The sequence below is a fragment of the Buchnera aphidicola (Muscaphis stroyani) genome, assembly GCF_005080865.1.
In the GTDB taxonomy this organism is placed as follows: domain Bacteria; phylum Pseudomonadota; class Gammaproteobacteria; order Enterobacterales; family Enterobacteriaceae; genus Buchnera; species Buchnera aphidicola_AG.
In genome coordinates, this window is sequence record NZ_CP034861.1 from 497,137 (window position 1) to 518,584 (window position 21,448).

Annotated in this window: 15 protein-coding genes, 1 tRNA gene and 1 other RNA gene; 13 read left to right on the top strand and 4 right to left on the bottom strand. The window is 25.1% G+C overall.

What is annotated here, in order from left to right; genetic code table 11:
- Window positions 1-21: 21 nt before the first annotated feature.
- Window positions 22-1,977: a cytochrome o ubiquinol oxidase subunit I gene (cyoB, locus tag D9V75_RS02265; RefSeq protein WP_158343813.1), complete on the bottom strand. Its 1,956-nt coding sequence runs from the start codon at window positions 1,975-1,977 to the stop codon at window positions 22-24.
- A 51-nt stretch (window positions 1,978-2,028) separates the two neighbouring features.
- Window positions 2,029-2,895 (bottom strand): ubiquinol oxidase subunit II, encoded by an 867-nt coding sequence (cyoA, locus tag D9V75_RS02270; protein ID WP_158343814.1) that lies wholly within the window; start codon window positions 2,893-2,895, stop codon window positions 2,029-2,031.
- 354 nt (window positions 2,896-3,249) lie between these two features.
- Here cyoA and D9V75_RS02275 point away from each other — a divergent pair, with 354 nt between their 5' ends.
- The 8 genes from D9V75_RS02275 to D9V75_RS02310 all read left to right on the top strand — a co-directional run bounded on the left by D9V75_RS02275 (window position 3,250) and on the right by D9V75_RS02310 (window position 15,830).
- The gene (locus tag D9V75_RS02275; protein ID WP_410051785.1) at window positions 3,250-3,567 is read left to right on the top strand and encodes a BolA family protein; all 318 of its coding nucleotides are present in this window, start codon (window positions 3,250-3,252) and stop codon (window positions 3,565-3,567) included.
- A gap of 183 nt (window positions 3,568-3,750) precedes the next feature.
- Complete coding sequence (tig, locus tag D9V75_RS02280; protein WP_158343815.1) at window positions 3,751-5,076, top strand: trigger factor; 1,326 nt, start codon at window positions 3,751-3,753, stop codon at window positions 5,074-5,076.
- 171 nt (window positions 5,077-5,247) lie between these two features.
- Window positions 5,248-5,865: an ATP-dependent Clp endopeptidase proteolytic subunit ClpP gene (gene clpP, locus D9V75_RS02285; protein ID WP_158343816.1), complete on the top strand. Its 618-nt coding sequence runs from the start codon at window positions 5,248-5,250 to the stop codon at window positions 5,863-5,865.
- Window positions 5,866-5,971: 106 nt separating this feature from the next.
- Complete coding sequence (clpX, locus tag D9V75_RS02290; protein WP_158343817.1) at window positions 5,972-7,240, top strand: ATP-dependent Clp protease ATP-binding subunit ClpX; 1,269 nt, start codon at window positions 5,972-5,974, stop codon at window positions 7,238-7,240.
- A gap of 187 nt (window positions 7,241-7,427) precedes the next feature.
- A complete protein-coding gene (gene lon / locus D9V75_RS02295; protein WP_158343818.1) occupies window positions 7,428-9,761 on the top strand; it encodes an endopeptidase La in 2,334 nt (777 codons plus the stop codon).
- A 111-nt stretch (window positions 9,762-9,872) separates the two neighbouring features.
- On the top strand, window positions 9,873-11,729 hold the full coding sequence (gene ppiD, locus D9V75_RS02300; protein WP_261979425.1) for a peptidylprolyl isomerase: 1,857 nt from the start codon (window positions 9,873-9,875) through the stop codon (window positions 11,727-11,729).
- Window positions 11,730-12,319: 590 nt separating this feature from the next.
- Window positions 12,320-14,086 carry a SmdA family multidrug ABC transporter permease/ATP-binding protein gene (locus D9V75_RS02305; protein ID WP_158343819.1) on the top strand — a complete coding sequence of 589 codons (1,767 nt, stop codon included), beginning with the start codon at window positions 12,320-12,322 and terminating at the stop codon, window positions 14,084-14,086.
- Window position 14,087: 1 nt separating this feature from the next.
- On the top strand, window positions 14,088-15,830 hold the full coding sequence (locus tag D9V75_RS02310) for a SmdB family multidrug efflux ABC transporter permease/ATP-binding protein (protein ID WP_158344081.1): 1,743 nt from the start codon (window positions 14,088-14,090) through the stop codon (window positions 15,828-15,830).
- A 17-nt stretch (window positions 15,831-15,847) separates the two neighbouring features.
- On the opposite strand, the gene ffs is transcribed toward D9V75_RS02310, so the two are convergent.
- An RNA gene (gene ffs / locus D9V75_RS02315) (signal recognition particle sRNA small type) lies at window positions 15,848-15,943 on the bottom strand.
- A 163-nt stretch (window positions 15,944-16,106) separates the two neighbouring features.
- Here ffs and dnaX point away from each other — a divergent pair.
- The 4 genes from dnaX to adk all read left to right on the top strand — a co-directional run bounded on the left by dnaX (window position 16,107) and on the right by adk (window position 20,310).
- Window positions 16,107-17,192: a DNA polymerase III subunit gamma/tau gene (gene dnaX, locus D9V75_RS02320; protein ID WP_158343820.1), complete on the top strand. Its 1,086-nt coding sequence runs from the start codon at window positions 16,107-16,109 to the stop codon at window positions 17,190-17,192.
- A 61-nt stretch (window positions 17,193-17,253) separates the two neighbouring features.
- Entirely contained in the window at window positions 17,254-17,583 is a 330-nt protein-coding gene (locus D9V75_RS02325) for a YbaB/EbfC family nucleoid-associated protein (protein ID WP_158343821.1), read from the top strand.
- Between the two features lie 136 nt (window positions 17,584-17,719).
- Window positions 17,720-19,591 (top strand): molecular chaperone HtpG, encoded by a 1,872-nt coding sequence (gene htpG / locus D9V75_RS02330; RefSeq protein WP_158343823.1) that lies wholly within the window; start codon window positions 17,720-17,722, stop codon window positions 19,589-19,591.
- Window positions 19,592-19,665: 74 nt separating this feature from the next.
- Entirely contained in the window at window positions 19,666-20,310 is a 645-nt protein-coding gene (gene adk / locus D9V75_RS02335; RefSeq protein ID WP_158343825.1) for an adenylate kinase, read from the top strand.
- A 19-nt stretch (window positions 20,311-20,329) separates the two neighbouring features.
- On the opposite strand, the gene D9V75_RS02340 is transcribed toward adk, so the two are convergent.
- Window positions 20,330-20,403, bottom strand: a tRNA-Arg gene (locus tag D9V75_RS02340).
- A gap of 150 nt (window positions 20,404-20,553) precedes the next feature.
- Between D9V75_RS02340 and folD the strand changes: the two genes are divergently transcribed.
- Window positions 20,554-21,408 carry a bifunctional methylenetetrahydrofolate dehydrogenase/methenyltetrahydrofolate cyclohydrolase FolD gene (gene folD / locus D9V75_RS02345; RefSeq protein ID WP_158343827.1) on the top strand — a complete coding sequence of 285 codons (855 nt, stop codon included), beginning with the start codon at window positions 20,554-20,556 and terminating at the stop codon, window positions 21,406-21,408.
- Window positions 21,409-21,448 lie beyond the last annotated feature (40 nt).

Genomic DNA, 21,448 nt, shown 5'->3' on the forward strand with positions numbered 1-21,448 from the left:
ACTCTCACTTTAAAAATATTTTTAAAATTTTGATTTTTCTATTTTTTCAATTTCATCTATAGATATATTATATTCAAGGTCTTTTTTAAGACTATAAAAAAACAAACTTAAGATAATAGAAAAAAAAGAAAAAATACATAACCAATTAATATGCCATACCGCTGCAAAACCAAAAAATAATGCAAAAATGCTAATAAAAAAACCAAATCCTGTATTTTTAGGTATACAAATTTCTTTATAATTTTTTTGATTATATCTTTTTTCTTGAAATTGTTTATGAAACCAAAAATCATCTTTATATTTAATATTTGGAATAATTGCAAAATTATATATAGGAGCAGGTGAAGATGTAGACCATTCTAAAGTTCTTCCATCCCATGGATCTCCAGTAGTATCTAAATAAAATTTACGATCTTTTATTGAAACCCAAAACTGTACAATTTGACAAATAATTCCTATTCCAATTAAAATAGCTCCAAAAGCGGAAATAGACAACAATAGATGAAATTCTGGATTAATGTCTTGACTTAACCTGCGTGTCATTCCCATAAAACCTAAGAAATAAAGAGGCATAAAAGCAATAAAAAAACCTATAATCCAAAACCAAAAAGCACGCTTACCCCATTTTTCATTTAAAATAAAACCAAAAAGTTTAGGAAACCAATAAGTGATTCCAGAAAAACATCCAAAAACAACTCCTCCGATAATTACATTATGAAAATGAGCGACTAAAAATAAACTATTATGTAATATAAAATCAGCTGGAGGAACTGAAAGTAAAACGCCTGTCATCCCTCCAATAGAAAACGTAACTAAAAATCCAATAGTCCATAACATGGAAGAATGCATTTGAACGCGACCTTGATACATAGTAAATAACCAATTAAAAATTTTTACTCCAGTAGGAATAGCTATGATCATTGTAGTTATACCAAAAAATGCATTTACATCAGCCCCTGCGCCCATTGTAAAAAAATGATGCAACCAAACAACAAAAGATAAAATAGTAATAGCCAATGTTGCCCATACTAAAGAAGTGTATCCAAATAAAGTTTTTTTTGAAAAAGTAGCAACTACCTCTGAAAAAACACCAAAAGCCGGTAAAATTAAAATATATACTTCTGGATGCCCCCAAATCCATATTAAATTAACATACATCATTGCGTTTCCACCTAGATCATTAGTGAAAAAATGAAAATCAAAATAACGATCTAAAGTTAAAAAAATCAAAGTCATAGTTAAAACAGGAAAAGAGATAATAATTAAAATATTCGTGCACAGAGACGTCCAAGTAAAAACAGGCATTTTAAAAAAGTTCATCCCTGGAGCTCTCATTTTTAAGATAGTTACTAAAAAATTAATACCTGTTAATGTAGTTCCAATTCCTGCGATTTGCAGACTCCAAATCCAGTAATCAACTCCAACACCTGGGCTGTATTTAATTTCAGATAGCGGCGGATAAGATAACCAACCTGTTTCAGCAAATTCTCCTATTCCTAAGGATAAAGTAATTAATACTGCGCTGCTTGCATTTAACCAAAAACTTAAATTATTAAGAAACGGAAAAGCTACGTCACGAGCTCCAATTTGTAATGGAACGACTAAATTCATCAATCCGATCACAAATGGCATGGCTACAAAAAAAATCATTATTACGCCATGAGCAGTAAATATTTGATCATAATGATGAGATGGTAAAAATCCTTTACAACCAGATGACGAAATAACTTGTTGTGTGCGCATTAAAAGTGCATCAGCAAAACCTCTAAAAAGCATAATAAAAGCAAGAATTCCATACATAATAGATATTTTTTTATGATCAACTGTAGTGACCCACTCAGACCATAAATAATTCCATTTTTTATAATAAGTAAGCCCTGAAGCAATGCTTATTCCAATAAAAATTATTAAACTATATGTAACCATAATAATTGGTTCATCATAAGGTATCGCATTTAATGTTAATTTTCCCAACATTTTTTATTCCTCATAATTAAAAATTAAAACAATTTTTTAAAAATTTTATTTTTAAATTTTTTTTGTTTTATCATGAAATTGATGAATTATTTCATCAAACAAATTTTTTTTAACATCTGAAAAATATTCTATAAAATTGTTCTCACTTGGATCAGATATAATTTTAAAATTTTTTTTTGTGTTTATTTTTTTATTCGAATTTTGAATTTTTTTTACCCATCTCATAAATTCTTTATTTTTTGATACGCATAAAACAGTGAATTTCATGTTAGAAAAACCTTTCCCGCTATAATTAGATGATATTCCCTTGTATTTTCCAGAGTAATTAGAAATTAAATTTAATTGAGTTGTCATACCAGGCATGGCATATACTTGACTACCTAAGGATGGAATAAAAAAGGAATTCATAACAGAATTCGAAGTAATTCTAAAAATAACAGGATGATTTATAGGAAATACAATTTCATTAATAGTTGCAATATTATATTCCGGATAAATAAACAACCATTTCCAATCCAAAGCAATAACATCAATTTTTATTGAAGAATTTTTAGATTCTATTGGTTTTTTTGGATCTAATTCGTGACTAGAATTCCATGATAAAAATGCTAAAAAAAATATAATTAAAATAGGAATAGTCCAAACTGTAATTTCAATTTTTTTTGAATCAGACCAATTTGGCTTATAAATTTGATTTTGATTGGAAGCTTTATATTTTATTGAAAAATATATTGTCATAAAAATTACTGGAACAATTACTAAGAGCATTATAATAAATACTGTTAATATCAGCGATCTCTCCTTTATAGCAACTAATCCATGGGGATTTAATAATACACTATCGCAACCATTTAACAAAAAAACAACAGAAATCAAAAATATTTTTTTTAAATAATTGTTAAAATTTATATATTTCATTTAATAACCTCAAATTACAATAGTGTTTATTTTGTAATTAAAATAGTATCCTATTTAATATTTTATTACATGTGAAACTATGATTAAAAGTGTTATTTATTAGAATAGTTATTTTAATTATATATATTCAAAAAATAATAAATGCTTTAGGGAAATAATTGAATTTTTTATAAAAAATTGATAAAATTTAATCTTTTAATTTTACGTTTAAATTTTAAGTCTCTATTGTTGGATTTTATTGTAAAATTTTTAGAATTAAATAAATTTAAAATTTATTTTTAAAAAATAAAAATATTTTTTGAAAATGTGTTATTTTACTTTTCTAGAAAATAGAGGATATAAAACGTATTAATAATGCTAAAAAAAATAAAAAAATTTTTAATATCTCAAATGAAAATTGTTGATATTGAAATTTATAACGATAGCAATTTACATTACCATTCAAAAAAATGCCTAACGCACTTAAGATTACTGATTATTAGTGACGATTTTGTAAATCAAACATCAGTTTTTAGACATCAAAAAATTTTTTTAATGCTACAAAAAGTGAATAAAAAAAAAATATATTCAATAACACTTTACACTTACACTTTAAGTGAATGGAAAGATAAAAAAAATAAAAAAATCCATTGTATACAATGTTTTAAAAAAAGAAAAAATTACTTTTTATAAACTATATTCCAAAAGATAAAACATTAAAAAATTTATTTTTTAAGGTTATTAATTTTATTAATGAATATTTAAAAACCATATAATTGAATTAAATATAACGTTCACTAAAATAAATAAAAATTGTATGTAAGAAAACATCTCAAATTAACTAATTAATATGATTTATTTTAAGGTAAAATCAAGATGAAATTTTTTTTGGAAAAAAACAAAGATGCAGGTTATCGTGTCACAATTGAAATTCCAGAAACAATAGTTAAACAGACTGTTTACAAAGAACTTTACAGAATCAGTAAAAATGTAAATATTAATGGATTTAGAAAGGGAAAAGTTCCTATTAATATCATACAAAAAAAATATGGCAACACAGTGCATTATGATGTATTCAACAAAATGATGCAAAAATATTTTTACAAGTTCATTCAACAAAAAAAAATAAAAATTATAGGATCTCCGAAATATGAGATATCTGAAAATTTACAGGATCAAAAAAATTTAAAATATTCTGTAATTTACGAACTTTATCCGAATGTTAATATCGAAGATATCAATCTTATAAAAGCTCCAAAAATAATAGTACCAATTTCAGATGAAGAAATTAAAGAACAAATTAAAAAAAATAAAGAAAATATTATAGTATGGAATAAAGTAAATCGCACTATTAAAAATAATGATCGTGTAACTATTAATTATCAGATTTACGATAATAAAAAAGAAATAACAAAATTTAGAGCAGAAAATGTTACGTTTATTATCTCTAATAACACTTTTGTGTCTTTGTTAAATCAAAAATTAATAAATCATTATACTGACGATATTCTTTTTTTTAAAATAAAATTTTCTGATTTTCATCCAGAACAAGATCTTCAAAAAAAAGACATTACGTTTAAAGTGTATATTAAAAAAGTTGAAGAAAAACAAATACTAAAAAATAATAAAACATCTCAAGATAGCATTGAATTAAATCAATTTATCGAATTAAATTACAAAAAAATTAAAGACAATTTAGTTCAAAAAATAAAAATTCTTTCTGAAAATTACTTAAAAAATCAAATTATAAAAAAATTAATCCAAAAAAATTCAATCAAAATACCTTTGACATTATTAAAAGAAGAAATAAAATTTTTAAAAAACAAATATATAAAAGAATATAAAGAAAAAAAACACAGCATTCTTGAAGAAGAATATCATAATGATATTGGGGCTAAAGCTAGAGATAAAATTCATATTAATTTAATTATTCAAAAAATTATTACTGATAACAAAATTGTATCGAATCCAATAGAAATACAATCACTTGTTCAACAAATATCTAAATGTTCGAAAAAACCATCAGAAATTATTAATTTTTGTAAAAAAAATAAAGATTTAATAGATATTATTAAAAATATAGAGTTAGATAGAAAAATTATGAGTTTCTTATTAAAAAAAATTAAAATTTATAAAAAATATTTAACTCTCGAAGAAGCAATTAATTTTAAATGGATAAATAATATTACATTATTTGAATGAAATTTAACATAATCATGTTTTACTATTTAATTAAAAAAAATCTAAATAAAATTCTATAAATCGTTTTAAACTAAAATATCACAACCAAATCTATCATATAAAAAATTAATAGCATTATTAAAAAATTTAATATTAATTATTTTAAAATATTTAATATTTTTAGGAAAAAATATGCTGAATAATCAAAGAAAAATAAAAGAATCTTATTCAACAATAATCCCTACAGTTGTGGATCAAAATTCTAGAGGGGAACGTTCATATGACATATATTCTCGTTTATTAAAAGAACGAATAATTTTTATAACAGGTGTCATCGAAGATAATATGGCTAATAACATTATAGCCCAAATACTCTTTCTTGAATCTGAAAACACAACAAAAGATATATTTTTATACATTAATTCTCCGGGAGGAATTATTACCTCAGGAATGTCTATTTATGACACTATACAGTTTGTTAAACCAGATGTCAGTACTATTTGCTTAGGTCAAGCCTGTTCCATGGCTGCTTTTTTATTGACTTGTGGGAAAAAAGGAAAAAGATTTTGTTTACCAAATTCAAGAATAATGATTCATCAACCGTTAGGTGGTTATCAAGGACAGGCTTCCGACCTTGTTATTCATACTCGTGAAATAATAAAAATGAAAAAAAAACTTATTCAATTAATGGCACTTCATACTGGAAAAACAGCAAAAAAAATTGAAAAAGACACAGAAAGAGATTGTTTTATGTCAGCTGAAGAATCCATTAAATACGGTTTAATTGATTGCATTTTAACCAGTCGATAATACAACGACATTAATTTGATAAATTTTATATGACTTATACAATAGAAAAAATACAATAGAATCTATTTACTCAAAAAATAAAAAAGTTATTAAAAAGAGAGGATGCATGAAAGATAAGAGTAAAGATGATTCTAAAAAATTGCTTAATTGCTCTTTTTGTGGAAAAAATCAACAAGAAGTGAAAAAATTAATTGCTGGATTATCAGTTTACATATGTGATGAGTGCATTAAATTATGTAATGATATTATTCTTAAAGAAGTTTATAATAATGAAAAAAAAGAAAAAAAATATCAAAAAAAAATTTTACCTAAACCCAATGAAATCAAAAAATATCTTGATAATTATGTAATTGGACAAGAACATACAAAAAAAATATTATCTGTTGCTGTTTACAATCACTATAAACGTCTTCAAAATATCCAAAAAAATATAGATGAAGTAGAGCTGGATAAAAGTAATATTTTATTAATTGGACCTACTGGAAGCGGAAAAACACTGTTAGCTGAAACACTAGCTAGATTATTAGAAGTGCCTTTTGCAATCGCAGATGCAACTACTTTAACAGAAGCTGGTTATGTAGGAGAAGATGTTGAAAACGTAATACAGAAATTACTACAAAAATGCAAATATGATGTAAAAAAAGCAGAATTAGGAATTATTTACATAGATGAAGTGGATAAAATTTCAAAAAAATCTGAAAATCTTTCTATTACTAGAGATGTTTCTGGAGAGGGAGTGCAACAGGCTTTATTAAAATTAATTGAAGGAACTCTAGCTTCTGTACCTCCTCAAGGAGGACGAAAACATCCTCAACAAGAATTCTTACAAGTTAATACAAAAAATATTTTATTTATATGCGCAGGGTCTTTTTTAGGATTATCTGGAATTATTTCGAAAAGACTAGATAAAAAAACAGAGATAGGATTTAATGCAGTTATAAAAAATACAGAAATCAAAAAAATAAAAGACATTTTCTTAAAGCAAGTAGAACCAAAAGATTTAATAAAATTTGGACTCATACCTGAATTTATTGGTCGTTTACCCATAATTACTACATTAAATGAACTGACAGAAAATGCATTAGTAAAGATACTTTGCAATCCTAAAAACGCTTTAATTAAACAGTATCAAACACTATTTAAATTAGAAAAAGTAAAATTAGAATTCGATAAAGAATCTATTGTTGCTATTGCGAAAAAAGCTATGTTAAAAAAAACCGGGGCTCGTGGATTAAGATCCATAGTTGAAACAATTTTATTAGATATAATGTATGAATTACCGTCAATGACTAATGTAACAAAAATATTAATTAATGCATCAGTCGTTAATAATAATGCGCATCCTGAAATAATATATGAAAAACATAAAATATAGAAAGTATTAGATGAACAAAAAATAAATTTTAGTAATTAAAATTTTTTTTTATTCTCATCTTTTAACATTTAGTATGATTTAACCATTCCTAAAAAACTTATCTAATTGTAGATGTAATTTTATATTTTATTGCATCTTATAGTTTTCTAATAAATAAATAACGGAAATTCAAATAAGAGAGAGCTCTATGAATTCTGAGCGTTCTGAACGCATTAAAATTCCTGTTTTACCATTAAGAGACGTAGTCGTCTATCCTCATATGGTAATTCCATTGTTCGTAGGTCGAAAAACATCAATTAAATGCATTGAAACATCTATGAACAATGATAAAAAAATTATGCTGATTGCACAAAAAGACGCAGCTAAAGATGAACCTTCTACGAATGATTTATTTAAAATAGGTACCATTAGTTCAATTTTACAAATGTTGAAATTACCAGACGGTACAGTAAAAGTATTAGTCGAAGGTTTGCAACGTGCTTGCATTAAAAATTTAATAAACAATAATCATCATTTTATAGCAGAAGTTGATTTAATTGTTTCAAGAGACGTTTTGAATAAAGAAAAAGAAGTGCTAATTCGAACAACAATCAATCAATTTGATTCTTACATAAAATTAAATAAAAAAATACCGTCAGAAATATTAAATACACTTAATAATATTAAAAATTTAGAAAAATTAGCTGATACAATAGCAGCTCACATGCCATTAAAAATAAAAGATAAACAATCAGTATTAGAAATTGTTAACATTAACGAAAGATTAGAATTTTTAATGGCAATCATGGAAACGGAAATAGATTTATTACAAGTAGAAAAAAGAATTCGAAATCGTGTTAAACAACAAATGGAAAAAAGTCAAAGAGAATATTATCTGAATGAACAAATAAAAGCAATCCAAAAAGAACTAGGTGACATAGATGAAATCCCAGATGAAAACAAAATTTTAAAAGAAAAAATTAAAGCTTCAAAAATGACGAAAGAAGCTAAAGAAAAAACAGAATCTGAACTTCAGAAGTTAAAAATGATGCCTTCTATGTCAGCAGAAGCAACAGTTGTACGAAGCTATATTGATTGGATGATACAAGTACCTTGGAGCCTTAGGACAAAAACTAAAAAAAATCTTAGCCAAGCCAAAAAAATTCTTGATACAGACCATTTTGGACTTGAAAATGTTAAAGATCGAATACTAGAATATTTAGCAGTACAAAGTCGAACCAATAAAGTCAAAGGTCCTATTTTATGTTTAATCGGGCCTCCTGGTGTAGGAAAAACATCATTAGGAAAATCAATCGCTAGATCTACAGGAAGAAAATATGTTAGAATGGCTTTAGGTGGCATAAGAGATGAAGCCGAAATAAGAGGTCATAGACGCACATATATAGGATCAATGCCAGGAAAAATAATTCAAAAAATGGCAAAAGCAAAAGTTAAAAATCCTTTATTTTTGTTAGATGAAATTGATAAAATATCATGTGATATCAGAGTAGATCCCGCATCCGCATTATTAGAAGTGTTAGATCCTGAACAAAACGTTAATTTTAATGATCATTATTTAGAAGTTGATTATGATCTTTCAGATGTTATGTTCGTAGCAACCTCAAATTCTATGAATATCCCATCTCCACTACTTGATAGAATGGAAATAATTCGATTATCTGGATATACTGAAAATGAAAAGTTAAACATAGCTAAAAAATATTTATATCCCAAACAATTAGAAAGAAATGCACTGAAACAAAATGAACTAACAATTAGCGACTGCGCTATTATTAGTATAATTCAGTATTATACTCGAGAAGCTGGAGTTCGAAGTTTAGAAAGAGAAATATCAAAAATATGTCGAAAAGTAGTAAAAAATCTACTTTTGAAAAAATCAATAAAAACAGTAAAAATAACCCAAAAAAACTTAAAAAAATTTTTAGGCATTAAGCGTTTCGATTATGGAAGAGTAAATATTTCTAACCAAATCGGACAAGTGATGGGTCTTGCATGGACTGAAGTTGGTGGAGAATTATTGACTATTGAAAGCGCTTGTGTAATTGGAAAAGGAAAATTAACTTATACAGGATCTCTTGGAGAAGTAATGCAAGAATCTATTCAAGCAGCTCTGACTGTAGTTCGTTCTCAAGCTAATAGATTAGGGATAAAAAAAGACTTTAATGAAAAAAATGACATTCATGTTCATGTTCCAGAAGGAGCTACACCAAAAGATGGTCCAAGTGCTGGAATTGCTATGTGTACAGCTATCGTCTCTTCTTTGACAAATAATCCTATTAAGTCAGATGTTGCTATGACAGGAGAAATTACACTTCAAGGAAAAATACTGCCCATTGGAGGATTGAAAGAAAAATTACTAGCTGCTCATAGAGGGGGCATTAAAAAAGTTTTAATACCATACGAAAATAAGCGTGATTTAGAAGAAATTCCTAAAAATATTATTGACGGATTAATTATTTATCCAGTACAGCACATTCAAGAAGTTCTAAAATTAACATTAGAAAATTCTCCGTATAATTAGTTAGAATACATTACAAAAAACTTGGCTGACATAAAAATGTCAGCCTTTCTCATTGAACTAGAAGTAAATTTTTTATTTATTACTATTTTCAAAACTATATGGAATTGTTAGATGATGATGAAAAGTATAAAATCAAGATCAAACCGTATTATAGTAAAGTGCATATTAGGAATAATAATTTTGTCATTAATATTAAGCACTATGAATGGTTTTTTTTATAAAGATCTTGAGAACTATGCCGCACAAGTTAATGGAGAAAATATAAGTTTAAAAACACTACAAAATATGTATCTTATTGAACGATTAAATCAAAAAAAAATGTTAGGAACAAATTTTTCAAAAATTGAAAATAACCAACAAATCAAACAAGAAACATATAACTATGTTTTATCTCAGCTAATCAATAATGTTCTTTTAGAACAATATGCTAAAAAAATGAAATTTCAGATAGAAGATGAAACAATTAAAAAAACGATATTAAACGCTTCTATTTTTCAAAAAAATAAAAAATTTGATGAAAAAAAATATTTACAATATCTTTCATCTATGAATTTAAGAGATGATGAATATATTAATATTATCAAAAGAAAAGTTAACGCTGATAATTTTATTCATACTATTAGTAATACTGATTTTATTTTAGAAAATGAAAAAAAATATATTATAAAGCTGTTGTCTCAAAAAAGAAAAATTAGAACAACAGTATTAAATAGCAATTTATTTATTAATAAACAAAATATAAGCTATCAAGAAGCATTTAACTATTTTCAAAAAAATAAAAATCTCTTCTATATTCCAGAAAAATTTAAAATGAGTTATGTTAGACTGACACCTAAAATTTTTAAAATAAAATGCAATGAAAAAGAAATTCAAAATTGGTATATTAAACATAATAAACGTTATTTCACCGAAGAAAAAAGAAAATATGGTATTATTCAAATAAAAGACAAAAATGAAGCATCTTTACTGCTATCTCAAATAAATACGCCAGAAGATTTTTCAAGAATTGCTAAAACAAAATCAATTGATCCTATTTCTTCTAAAAAAGGAGGAGATATTGGATGGATGTCAATCCATTCGATTCCCAACGAAATTCAACAAGCTCATTTATGTAAAAAAAATCAAATATCTAATGTCATTCCTTTTAATAATGAATTCTTAATAATTAAACTAATTGATATCATTCCTAGTCAAAAAAAAAACCTATCTAAAGTTTATCAAACTATTAAAAACGAAATAAAAAATAAAAAATCATTAGATTTATATCATAAATTAAAAAACAAAATAAAAGAAATTACAAAAAATAACCCTGATAAACTTGATATTATTATACAAAAGATTAATTTAAAACCTATAAAGACCGATTGGTTTGATAAAAATTCTATACCGATATCATTAAATACACCTATACTCAAGTCAAAAATTTTTAAAACATTATTAATACAAAAAGAAAAAAAAAATAAATCTTATTCAAATTTAATTGTTTTAAAAAAACATCAATCATTTTTAATAAATTTAACAAAATATCAAAAAAAACAAATAAAAAAATTTGAAAATGTAAAAGATGAAATTATAAAAAAAATAAAAAAAATAAAAGCGATAGAAGAAACTAATAAAAATGCAAAAAAAATTGTTTTAGATTTAAAAAAAGGAAACAAAAATTTATTAAAAAAATTTAATTTATTTTTTAATAAATCAGAAATTATATCAAGATATGATAACAATGACATTTCAGAATTTATTTTTTCATTACCACATCCAAACAAAAAACAAAAAATATATGATACATTTCAAGATGAAAATAAAAATAGCGTTATTGTCGCTTTTGAAAGAATTTATTATGATGATTTTTCTGATGAAGAAAAAAATATTATTGTTAAATACTTGGAAAAAAATAACAAAGAAACTACGTTTTATTCTATTCTTAAAAATCTTTATCAAAAATCCAAAGTTATATATAAAAAATAAAGAAAATTCAACTTCTTTTAAGTAAACCATTTTCAAACATACAAATTAGACCTTTAACTCCTCAATCATATGTAATGTTATAATCAAAAAATCAATTTTATTAATACCGGAGAACGCTAAACTGAGTTTATGATGATATACATACATAGATGATAAATTAAAAAACAAAATATTTTGATTTAAAAACGCGCTTAATAAAGATTTATTTAAAGAATAAAGATCATTTAATAACATTTTATTGTTCGTTAAATTGATAATGAACATATCTTTATACATAAAACACCTAAAAACGTGTATTATTTCATCTCAATTTTTGAAATAAAAAATAAACAGCATAAATTTTAAATCAATACAATTAATTTTAAGTTAAAAGTTATTCAATAAACTTTATTATGTGAATTAACACAATAAATTAAACATGTTTTTTAAATTTTAACTGTTACCGAAAAATTATTTTTTTCATTTTTTATAGTTTTAATATATTTTTTAAAAAAAATTTTTGATGATAAAAGATAAAAACAAATTTCAGGTTTAAAAAAAACTATAATATGAAACATACATTTACCAATACTTAACTTTTAGGATTTTTCGTGAGATTGTTTAATCAATTAAAATGGTATTTTATAAGAGAATGGAAACGATATTTAGGAGCAATTTTATTATTATTAACAATCGCCATTTTGCAATTATTACCACCTAAAATTGTTGGAATTTTAATAGATTTAATCATAAAAAATAAAAAAAATGGAATAGAAATATTACCATGGATTTCCATCATATTTTTTGTAGCTATTACTGTATATATATTACGCTATTTATGGAGGGTATTGCTATTTGGAGCATCTTATCAATTAGCCACTGAACTTCGAGTAAAATTGTACTCTTATCTCAGCCAACAAAGTCAAGAGTTTTTTTTAATGAATAGAACTGGAGATTTAATGGCTAGAGCTACAAATGATGTTGATCGAGTTGTCTTTGCCGCAGGAGAAGGTGTTCTCACTCTTGTAGATTCTTTAGTAATGGGGCTGTCTGTTTTAATAATAATGAGTACTCAAATTAATTTTTTATTAACAATGATTGCCTTAATACCCATGCCTGTTATGGGAATCTTAATTAAGCAATATGGAAAAAAACTGCATCATAGTTTTCTAAATGCTCAATCAGCTTTTGCTTCTTTGAATAATCAAACACAAGAAATACTGACAAGTATTCGAATGATTCGATCTTTTGGATTAGAAAAGAATCAATTAGATAAATTTTATGCTATTGTTAATAAAACAGGCCGGAAAAATATGCAAGTTGCGAAAATAGATGCACGTTTTGATCCGGTAATTTATCTTTCAGTCGCTTGTTCTAATTTATTATCTGTTATAGGAGGAGGATGGTTAGTATGGAACAATCAAATCACAATAGGACAATTAACTAGTTTCATAATGTATCTTGGTTTAATGATTTGGCCAATGTTAGCATTAGCATGGATGTTTAACATCGTTGAACGAGGAAGCGCTGCTTGGGATAGAATTAATTCACTCCTGAATTTAAAATTATCTATAAAAGACGGAGACAAATTAATTTCTTCTTCGCCCGGAATATTAAAGATTAATATTAATTTATTTATTTATCCAAAAAATAATATTCCATCTTTAAAAAATATTAATATTATTTTAAAACCAGGAAAAACCTTAGGAATTTGCGGTCCTACAGGGTCAGGAAAAAGTACTTTATTAAAATTGATTCAACGTCAATTTAACATTACAGATGGAGATATAATTTACCATTCTCACTCAATTTCAGAATTAAAAATACATCAATGGAGAAGTAAGATTGCAGTTGTAAATCAAACTTCATTTCTATTTTCAGACAGCATCTATAACAATATTTCTTTAGGAAAACCAAGAGCCACTTATAAAGAAATTGAAACTGTTTCTAAAATAGCTGATATTCATAAAGACATTATTAGTTTTCCAGATGGATATAAAACTGAAGTTGGAGAAAGAGGTGTAATGCTTTCTGGTGGACAAAAACAAAGGATTTCTATTGCTCGTGCGTTATTATTAAATGCAGAGATATTAATATTAGATGATGCTTTATCTGCCGTTGACGGCGCAACTGAAAATAAAATTCTCAAAAACATTAACAATTGGAAGAAAAACAATCATTCTTTCATTGTTACTGCTCATCGCTTATCTTCGTTAATTAAATTAGATGAAATTATAGTTATTAAAGATGGATTAATAATACAAAGAGGAAATCATTTATCTTTAATTCAAGAAAAAAATTGGTACAGATCTATGTATAATTATCAAAAATTAGAAATCAAACTTGAGGATCAACAAAATCTAAGTGAAAACTTATAATATCGATTATTTAATAGAATTTTGGCCAATTTTAAAAAGATTAATAAAATATGTAACACCGTGGAAAAAAACACTAATATTAGCATTTTTTTTTCTTTTAGGTGGTTCAATTTCTGAAGTTTTAGGGCCTATTTTAATAAGCTATTTTATTAATAATATTTTATCTCAACATCAATTGCATTTGAAATTAACATTGATTATTGTGTTTGTTTTTTTAACTTTGCAAATAATATCAGTTTTTTTGAATTATTTTCAGAGCATCTTATTCAATAAAATTGCTGTTAGGGTAATTAATAAATTAAGAAAAGATGCAATGAATGCTGCATTAAATCAACCAATTAACCAATTTGACTGTCAACCTATTGGTCAAATAATTTCTAAAGTAACAAATGATACAGAAGCTATTAAAGATTTATATGATACTGTTATTCCATCTTTATTTAAAAGTATTACACTAATTTTTATGATATTATTTGCAATGTTTACTCTTGAATGGCACATGGCGATTATAGCTACATTTATTTTTCCGTTAATTATTACAATTATGTTAGTATATCAATATTATAGTACTCCACTTTTAAGAAAAGTGCGATATTATTTAGCTAACATTAATAACAAATTTAATGAAATAATTAATGGAATTAATATTATTCAGCAATTTGGTCAACAAAAACGATTTAAAAAAAACATAGAATATACAAGCCATTTACATTATCAAGCTCGAATGAAAATATTAAGATTAGATAGCTTTTTATTAAGACCTCTTTTGAGCCTTATATCAGCTTTAGTATTATGTAGCTTTATATTTTTGTTTAGTTATTGTACGGTTGGCTTTTTTAAAGTAGGAGTGCTATATGCATTCATTACTTATCTTGGTCGTCTTAATGAACCTTTAATTACTATCACTGTTCAGCAATCTTCTTTACAACAAGCTATTGTTGCAGGAGAAAGAGTATTTTTTTTTATAGATTCACCGAGACAAAAATATGGAAAAAAAAATAAAATATTAACAAATGGAAGTATAGATATTAAAAACCTTAGTTTCAATTATGAAAAAAGTAAAAAAAATACACTTTTTAACATTAATGTTCATATTCCTTCTAAAAGTTTTGTAGCGTTTGTAGGGCATACAGGGAGTGGAAAAAGTACTTTAGCAAATTTATTGATGGGACATTATCCAATAAAAAATGGACAAATATACTTAGATAAAAAACCAATTAATTCTATCAGTCATTATATCTTGAGAAAACACATATTAATAGTTCAACAAGACCCAATCATTCTTTCAGATACTTTTTTCAATAATATTGCTCTCGGAAGAAAAGTCTCTGAAGAAGAGGTGTGGAAAATATTAAAAACAGTACATCTTTTAAAATTAGTTAAGTCGATGCCAAAAGGAATTTATTCTGTTTTGAGAGAAGAAGGAAATGACTTATCTATAGGGCAAAAACAACTTTTATCTATTGCTAGAATATTAGTTATGCATCCTAAAATATTAATACTTGACGAAGCTACTTCTAACATTGATTCTGGAACAGAGCGATTAATTCAAAAAACATTATCATTTATACAAAAAAATTCAACTTTAGTTGTTATAGCTCATCGATTGTCAACTGTCGTTAAAGCTGATTTTATTGTAGTTTTGAAACAAGGAAGAATAATTGAGATTGGAACACACAATCAACTTTTGAGAAAAAAAGGAGTTTATTGGAAAATGTATAAATTTCAATTATTTAAATGTTAATTAACATTTTTTAGAGATTCTGTTAGCTTGTTCAAAACACCTGTATCATTTAATGTAGCTGCTTCTTTCCAGACCTGACTAATTATTTAAATTAACAGTGTCTGAGACTAACAGAAATCTCTTTTATTTTTATAATTTTTTATATTCTTAAGTTATTATTTATTGTATTATTAAATTATATATTTTACAAATAATATTTTTAATAAATAAAAAATAAATATATTTATATCTCAAAAATTTTATATAAAAAATAACATTTTTACATAAAAAAATAATATGAACTATGAAATATTAGCTAGAAAATGGAGACCTCAATCTTTTCAAGATATTATTGGTCAAAAAAATATTGTTTCTGCTGTATCTAATGGATTATCTCTTGGAAGAGTGCATCATGCATGGTTATTTTCTGGAGCGAGAGGAGTTGGAAAAACAACTATTTCTAGGTTGCTTGCAAAAAGTTTAAACTGTAAAGAAGGAATCACAGCAGCACCTTGTAGAAAATGTGATATTTGTCAAGATATAGAAAAAGGATTATGTTTAGACTTTATTGAGATAGACGCCGCTTCTCGAACAAAAGTAGAAGACATTAAAGAAATTTTAGATAATATCTATTATTTTCCTAATAAAGGACGTTTTAAAATCTATTTAATTGATGAAGTCCACATGCTCTCTCGTCATAGTTTTAATGCACTTCTTAAAACTCTTGAAGAGCCTCCAAAACATGTAAAATTTATCTTAGCTACTACAGATGTAGATAAAATACCTAAAACAATTATTTCTCGTTGTTTGTATTTTAATTTACAGTTACTTTCTGAAGAAAATATTTTTAAACATATAAAAAAAATTTTAGTAAAAGAAAACATTGATTTTCATGAAAACGCTTTAAAAACAATATCTTACTATGCTCAAGGAAGCATGAGAGATGCTTTAAATTTAATTGAACAAGCTATACAATTAGGAAAAGGTTACATTTCTTTTAATAAAGTTACAGAAATGCTAGGAATTCCAACTCAAAAACAATCTTTTTTACTGACTGAAGCGCTTTTAAATAAAAATTTTAAAAAGATAATCTTTTTACTAAATGAAATAAGTCACACGGGAATATCATGGGAAAAAATATTAATAGAAATGTTACATTTCCTGCACCATATTGCAATGTTACAGTCTTTTCCTTTAATATGGGAAGAAAATCAAGTAAAAAATTTTAAATATAAAATTAATAGTATAGCTAAAAAAACTAAAAAAAGTGATATTCAGTTATGCTACAAAATACTATTAAATGGAATAAAAGAATTAGAATTTGCTCCTAGTCAAAAAATAGGAGTAGAAATGACGTTGCTTAGAGCAATAAATGAAATATAAAAATTATAAGTGAAACATTTCATAATTTTAAACAAAAAATAATAAAAAGAGAAAATAAAATATGTTTACTAAAAATAGTTTAGGAAACTTAATGAAGCAAGCGCAACAAATGCAAGAAAAAATGGCAAAAATTCAAGCGGAAATGGCTAAAATAGAAGTGACAGGAGAAGCTGGAGCAGGATTAGTAAAAGTTACAATTAATGGCGCTCACAATTGTAGACGAGTAGAACTAGATCCTAGTTTACTGAAAGATGATAAAGATATGTTGGAAGATTTGGCTGCTGCTGCATTTAATGATGCCGCAAGAAGAATATCTGAAGAACAAAAAAAGAAAATGTCTTCTATATCTACAGGCATGCAAATTCCATCTGAATTTAACCTGCCTTTATAAAAACTAACAAAAAAAAATTTAAATATTATTAAAAAACATATTATTAATGCATATCTATTTTTTAAAAAAATATTTGTTTTAAAAAAGTACTTTTATTAAAAAATAAAATAATCATGATTCAATAAGAGACATTTAGATGAATATGCAAAACAAAGAAGTGTATAATTTTCAATCTGAAGTAAAACAATTGTTACATTTAATGATTCATTCTTTATATTCAAATAAAGAAATTTTTTTAAGAGAATTAATATCTAATGCATCAGATGCAATTGATAAATTAAGATTTGAATCTATATCTTCACCAGATTTATATGAAAACGATAGAGACACTCAAATTCAAATATCCATTAACAAAGAACAAAAAACAATAATTATCAGTGATAATGGAATAGGAATGACTCGTCAAGATACAATTGAAAATTTAGGTACTATTGCTAAATCTGGAACTAAATCATTTCTTGAATCCTTAGAAAGAAATAATAAAAAAAATGAACTTATTGGAGAATTTGGAGTTGGATTTTATTCATCTTTTATTATATCTGATAAAGTTTCTTTAAGAACTCGATTTGCCGGATCTCCACATAATACGGGAACGTTATGGGAATCTTTTGGAAAGGGAGAGTATAACGTCTCTGATATTGTTAAAAAAACAAGAGGTACAGAAATCACTTTATATTTAAAAAAAGAAGAAAATGAGTTTCTAGAAACATGGCGAATTCAAAATATTATTAAAAAATATTCTGATCACATTACTGTACCAATAAAAATACAAAATTATGATGAAAAAAATAAAACTTATTCTTGGGAGCAAATTAATAAAGCTCAAGCTCTTTGGACTTTGAATAAATCATCTATTAATGAACATGAATACAAAGACTTTTATAAACATCTTACCAATGATCAGAACGATCCACTGATATGGAGCCATAATCATGTAGAAGGAATTCAAGAATATATAAGTTTACTATATATACCAAAAAAAGCTCCTTGGGATATATGGAATAGAGATCATAAACATGGTTTAAAATTGTATGTTAAACGTGTTTACATTATGGATAATGCGGAAGAATTTCTTCCTAATTATTTAAGATTTGTTAAAGGATTAATTGATTCTAACAATTTACCTTTAAATATTTCGAGAGAAATACTTCAAGACAATCGAATTACACAAAACTTAAAGAAAGCATTAGTCAAAAGATCCTTAAACATGCTTTCTAAATTATCAAAAAATGACCCTAAAAAATACCAAATTTTTTGGAATGAATTTGGATTAATTTTAAAAGAAGGTCCTGCTGAAGACAGTAAAAATATAAATTTAATTTTAAATCTTTTACGATTTACATCAATAAAAAATAACAGTTCTGAACAAAATATGTCGTTAAAAAAGTACATATCTGAAATGTCTAAAGATCAAGACAAAATCTATTTCATAACAGCAGATAGTTATATATCAGCAAAAAATAGTCCGCATTTAGAATTATTTCATAAAAACAATATTGATGTGTTATTACTATCGGATAGAATTGATGAATGGATGATGAATTATCTAATTGATTTTGAAGGTAAAAAATTTCAGTCAATTAGCAAAGAAGATTCATCTCTCAGTAAAATAACAAAAGAAAAGAAAATAAAAAATGATGAATTTCCAAAAGAAATAATTAATTTTTTAAAAAATGTAAAAAAAATACTTGGTGATAGAGTTAAAGATGTAAGATTAACGAATCGATTAACAGATACTCCATGTATTTTAATTAGTGATTCTAATGAAATGACAACTCAAATGGCTAAACTTTTTTCTGCAGCGGGACAATCTGTACCAGATCTAAAATATATCTTTGAAATTAATCCAAAAAACAATTTAATAAAAAAAATATGTTCCATTAGTGATACAATTGAATTAAATGAATGGATTCAATTATTATTTGATCAGTCTTTACTCTCAGAAAAAGGAAATTTAGACAACCCACATGAATTTATTGCTAGAATGAATAAGTTATTAATTAAATAATAAAAAATATGATTACTACTCTACATAGTAGTAATCTCAAAACAACTATATTTACATATTAATAAGAAATAAAAATGCGTATTGTTTTATTAGGTGCACCTGGAACAGGTAAAGGAACTCAAGGAAAATTTATTGTAGAAAAATACAAAATTCCCTCAATATCAACTGGTGATATTCTAAGAGAAAATATTTATTTAAAAAACGAGATAGGTAACAAAATAAAGAAAAAAATCCAAAAAGGACAATTAGTTTCTAATAAAATTGTTTGTAATGTAATCAAACAAAGAATTGAAAAAAATGATTGCATAAATGGATTCATGCTAGATGGTTTTCCAAGAACAATTGATCAAGCTCATTTTTTATCAAAATTAAACATCAAAATTGATTATGTAATTGAATTTATAGTACCATATGAATTAATATTAGAACGAATTTCTGGAAGAAGAATACATGTTCCATCAGGAAGAGTTTATCATATTAAATTTAATCCACCTCAGATAGAAGAAAAAGATGATGTAACTGGTGATTTGCTCAGTCTTAGAAAGGATGATAATTTAGAAATTTTAAAAAAAAGATTAGAAGAACATAAAAAAAATAAAAATTTGTTAGATCAATATTATAAAAATGAAAAAAAGATTGGAAATATTAAATATTTTAAAATTAATGGCACTGATTCAGTTTTAAACATAAAAAATAAAATTCAATTTATTTTACAATAAATTATTTAAACATTTTTTATGCGTTCTACAGGATTCGAACCTGTGACCTACGGCTTAGAAGGCCGTTGCTCTATCCAACTGAGCTAAGAACGCATAAATAATTAAAATTAATAATATTAATATAATATATATATAATTAAATTGCCAGAAATATTATTATATTTTATTTTATGAAAGATAAAAAAATTCTTCTAACTTTATTATATAACTTTTTAATTTTTAAAATAAATAATCGAGTTACTAATGTCAGCAATAATTATAGATGGCTATAAAATATCACAAAATATACAATTGAAAATTTCAAATGAAATAAAAATACGAAAAAAAAATGGGAAAAGAATACCTGGATTAGCAATGATATCCATTGGTAATCATATTCCATCTCAAATTTATATTCAAAACAAAAAAATAGCATGCAAGAACGTTGGATTTTTTTCAAAATGTTGGAATTTTAATGAATATATTAATGAAAACGAAATACTTAATCTTATTGAAAAATTAAATAATGATAAAAATATTGACGGTATTTTAGTTCAATTACCACTTCCAAAACAAATTAATTACTCTAAAATACTGAGTAGCATTTCTCCTGATAAAGATGTAGATGGTTTTCACCCATATAATACAGGCTCTCTTTGTCAAAGAACTCCAAAATTAAGAGCTTGTACTCCAAGAGGAATTATTACAATACTAAATTATAATAATATTAAAACACACGGACTTCATGCGGTAATGGTTGGTGCATCTAATATAGTAGGAAGACCAATGAGTATGGAATTATTACTAGCAGGGTGCACTACTACTGTTACGCATCGATTTACAAAAAACTTAAAAAATCATGTAAAAATTGCAGATTTATTAGTTGTAGCAATTGGAAAGCCAAATTTTTTAAAAGGAGAATGGATTAAAGAAGGGTCTATTGTGATAGACGTTGGAATCAATCGATTAAAAAACGGAAACATAGTAGGAGATGTAGACTTTAAATCTGCTTACTTAAAAGCATCTTATATAACTCCAGTTCCTGGTGGAGTAGGGCCTATGACTGTTGCTATGTTACTTCAAAACACATTAGAAGCATGTGAAAAATATCATGATTAATATATAATGTATAACTTAAATTAAATAAAAATAGAAAAAG

Excerpts from the sequence above, each read along its gene's own strand:
- clpP (WP_158343816.1), top strand. The coding sequence starts at position 5,248 with ATGCTGAATAATCAAAGAAAAATAAAAGAATCTTATTCAACAATAATC.
- tig (WP_158343815.1), top strand. The coding sequence starts at position 3,751 with ATGAAATTTTTTTTGGAAAAAAACAAAGATGCAGGTTATCGTGTCACA.
- D9V75_RS02325 (WP_158343821.1), top strand. The coding sequence starts at position 17,254 with ATGTTTACTAAAAATAGTTTAGGAAACTTAATGAAGCAAGCGCAACAA.
- adk (WP_158343825.1), top strand. The coding sequence starts at position 19,666 with ATGCGTATTGTTTTATTAGGTGCACCTGGAACAGGTAAAGGAACTCAA.
- cyoA (WP_158343814.1), bottom strand. The coding sequence starts at position 2,895 with ATGAAATATATAAATTTTAACAATTATTTAAAAAAAATATTTTTGATT.
- lon (WP_158343818.1), top strand. The coding sequence starts at position 7,428 with ATGAATTCTGAGCGTTCTGAACGCATTAAAATTCCTGTTTTACCATTA.
- dnaX (WP_158343820.1), top strand. The coding sequence starts at position 16,107 with ATGAACTATGAAATATTAGCTAGAAAATGGAGACCTCAATCTTTTCAA.
- ppiD (WP_261979425.1), top strand. The coding sequence starts at position 9,873 with ATGATGATGAAAAGTATAAAATCAAGATCAAACCGTATTATAGTAAAG.
- cyoB (WP_158343813.1), bottom strand. The coding sequence starts at position 1,977 with ATGTTGGGAAAATTAACATTAAATGCGATACCTTATGATGAACCAATT.
- htpG (WP_158343823.1), top strand. The coding sequence starts at position 17,720 with ATGAATATGCAAAACAAAGAAGTGTATAATTTTCAATCTGAAGTAAAA.
- D9V75_RS02275 (WP_410051785.1), top strand. The coding sequence starts at position 3,250 with ATGCTAAAAAAAATAAAAAAATTTTTAATATCTCAAATGAAAATTGTT.
- clpX (WP_158343817.1), top strand. The coding sequence starts at position 5,972 with ATGAAAGATAAGAGTAAAGATGATTCTAAAAAATTGCTTAATTGCTCT.
- folD (WP_158343827.1), top strand. The coding sequence starts at position 20,554 with ATGTCAGCAATAATTATAGATGGCTATAAAATATCACAAAATATACAA.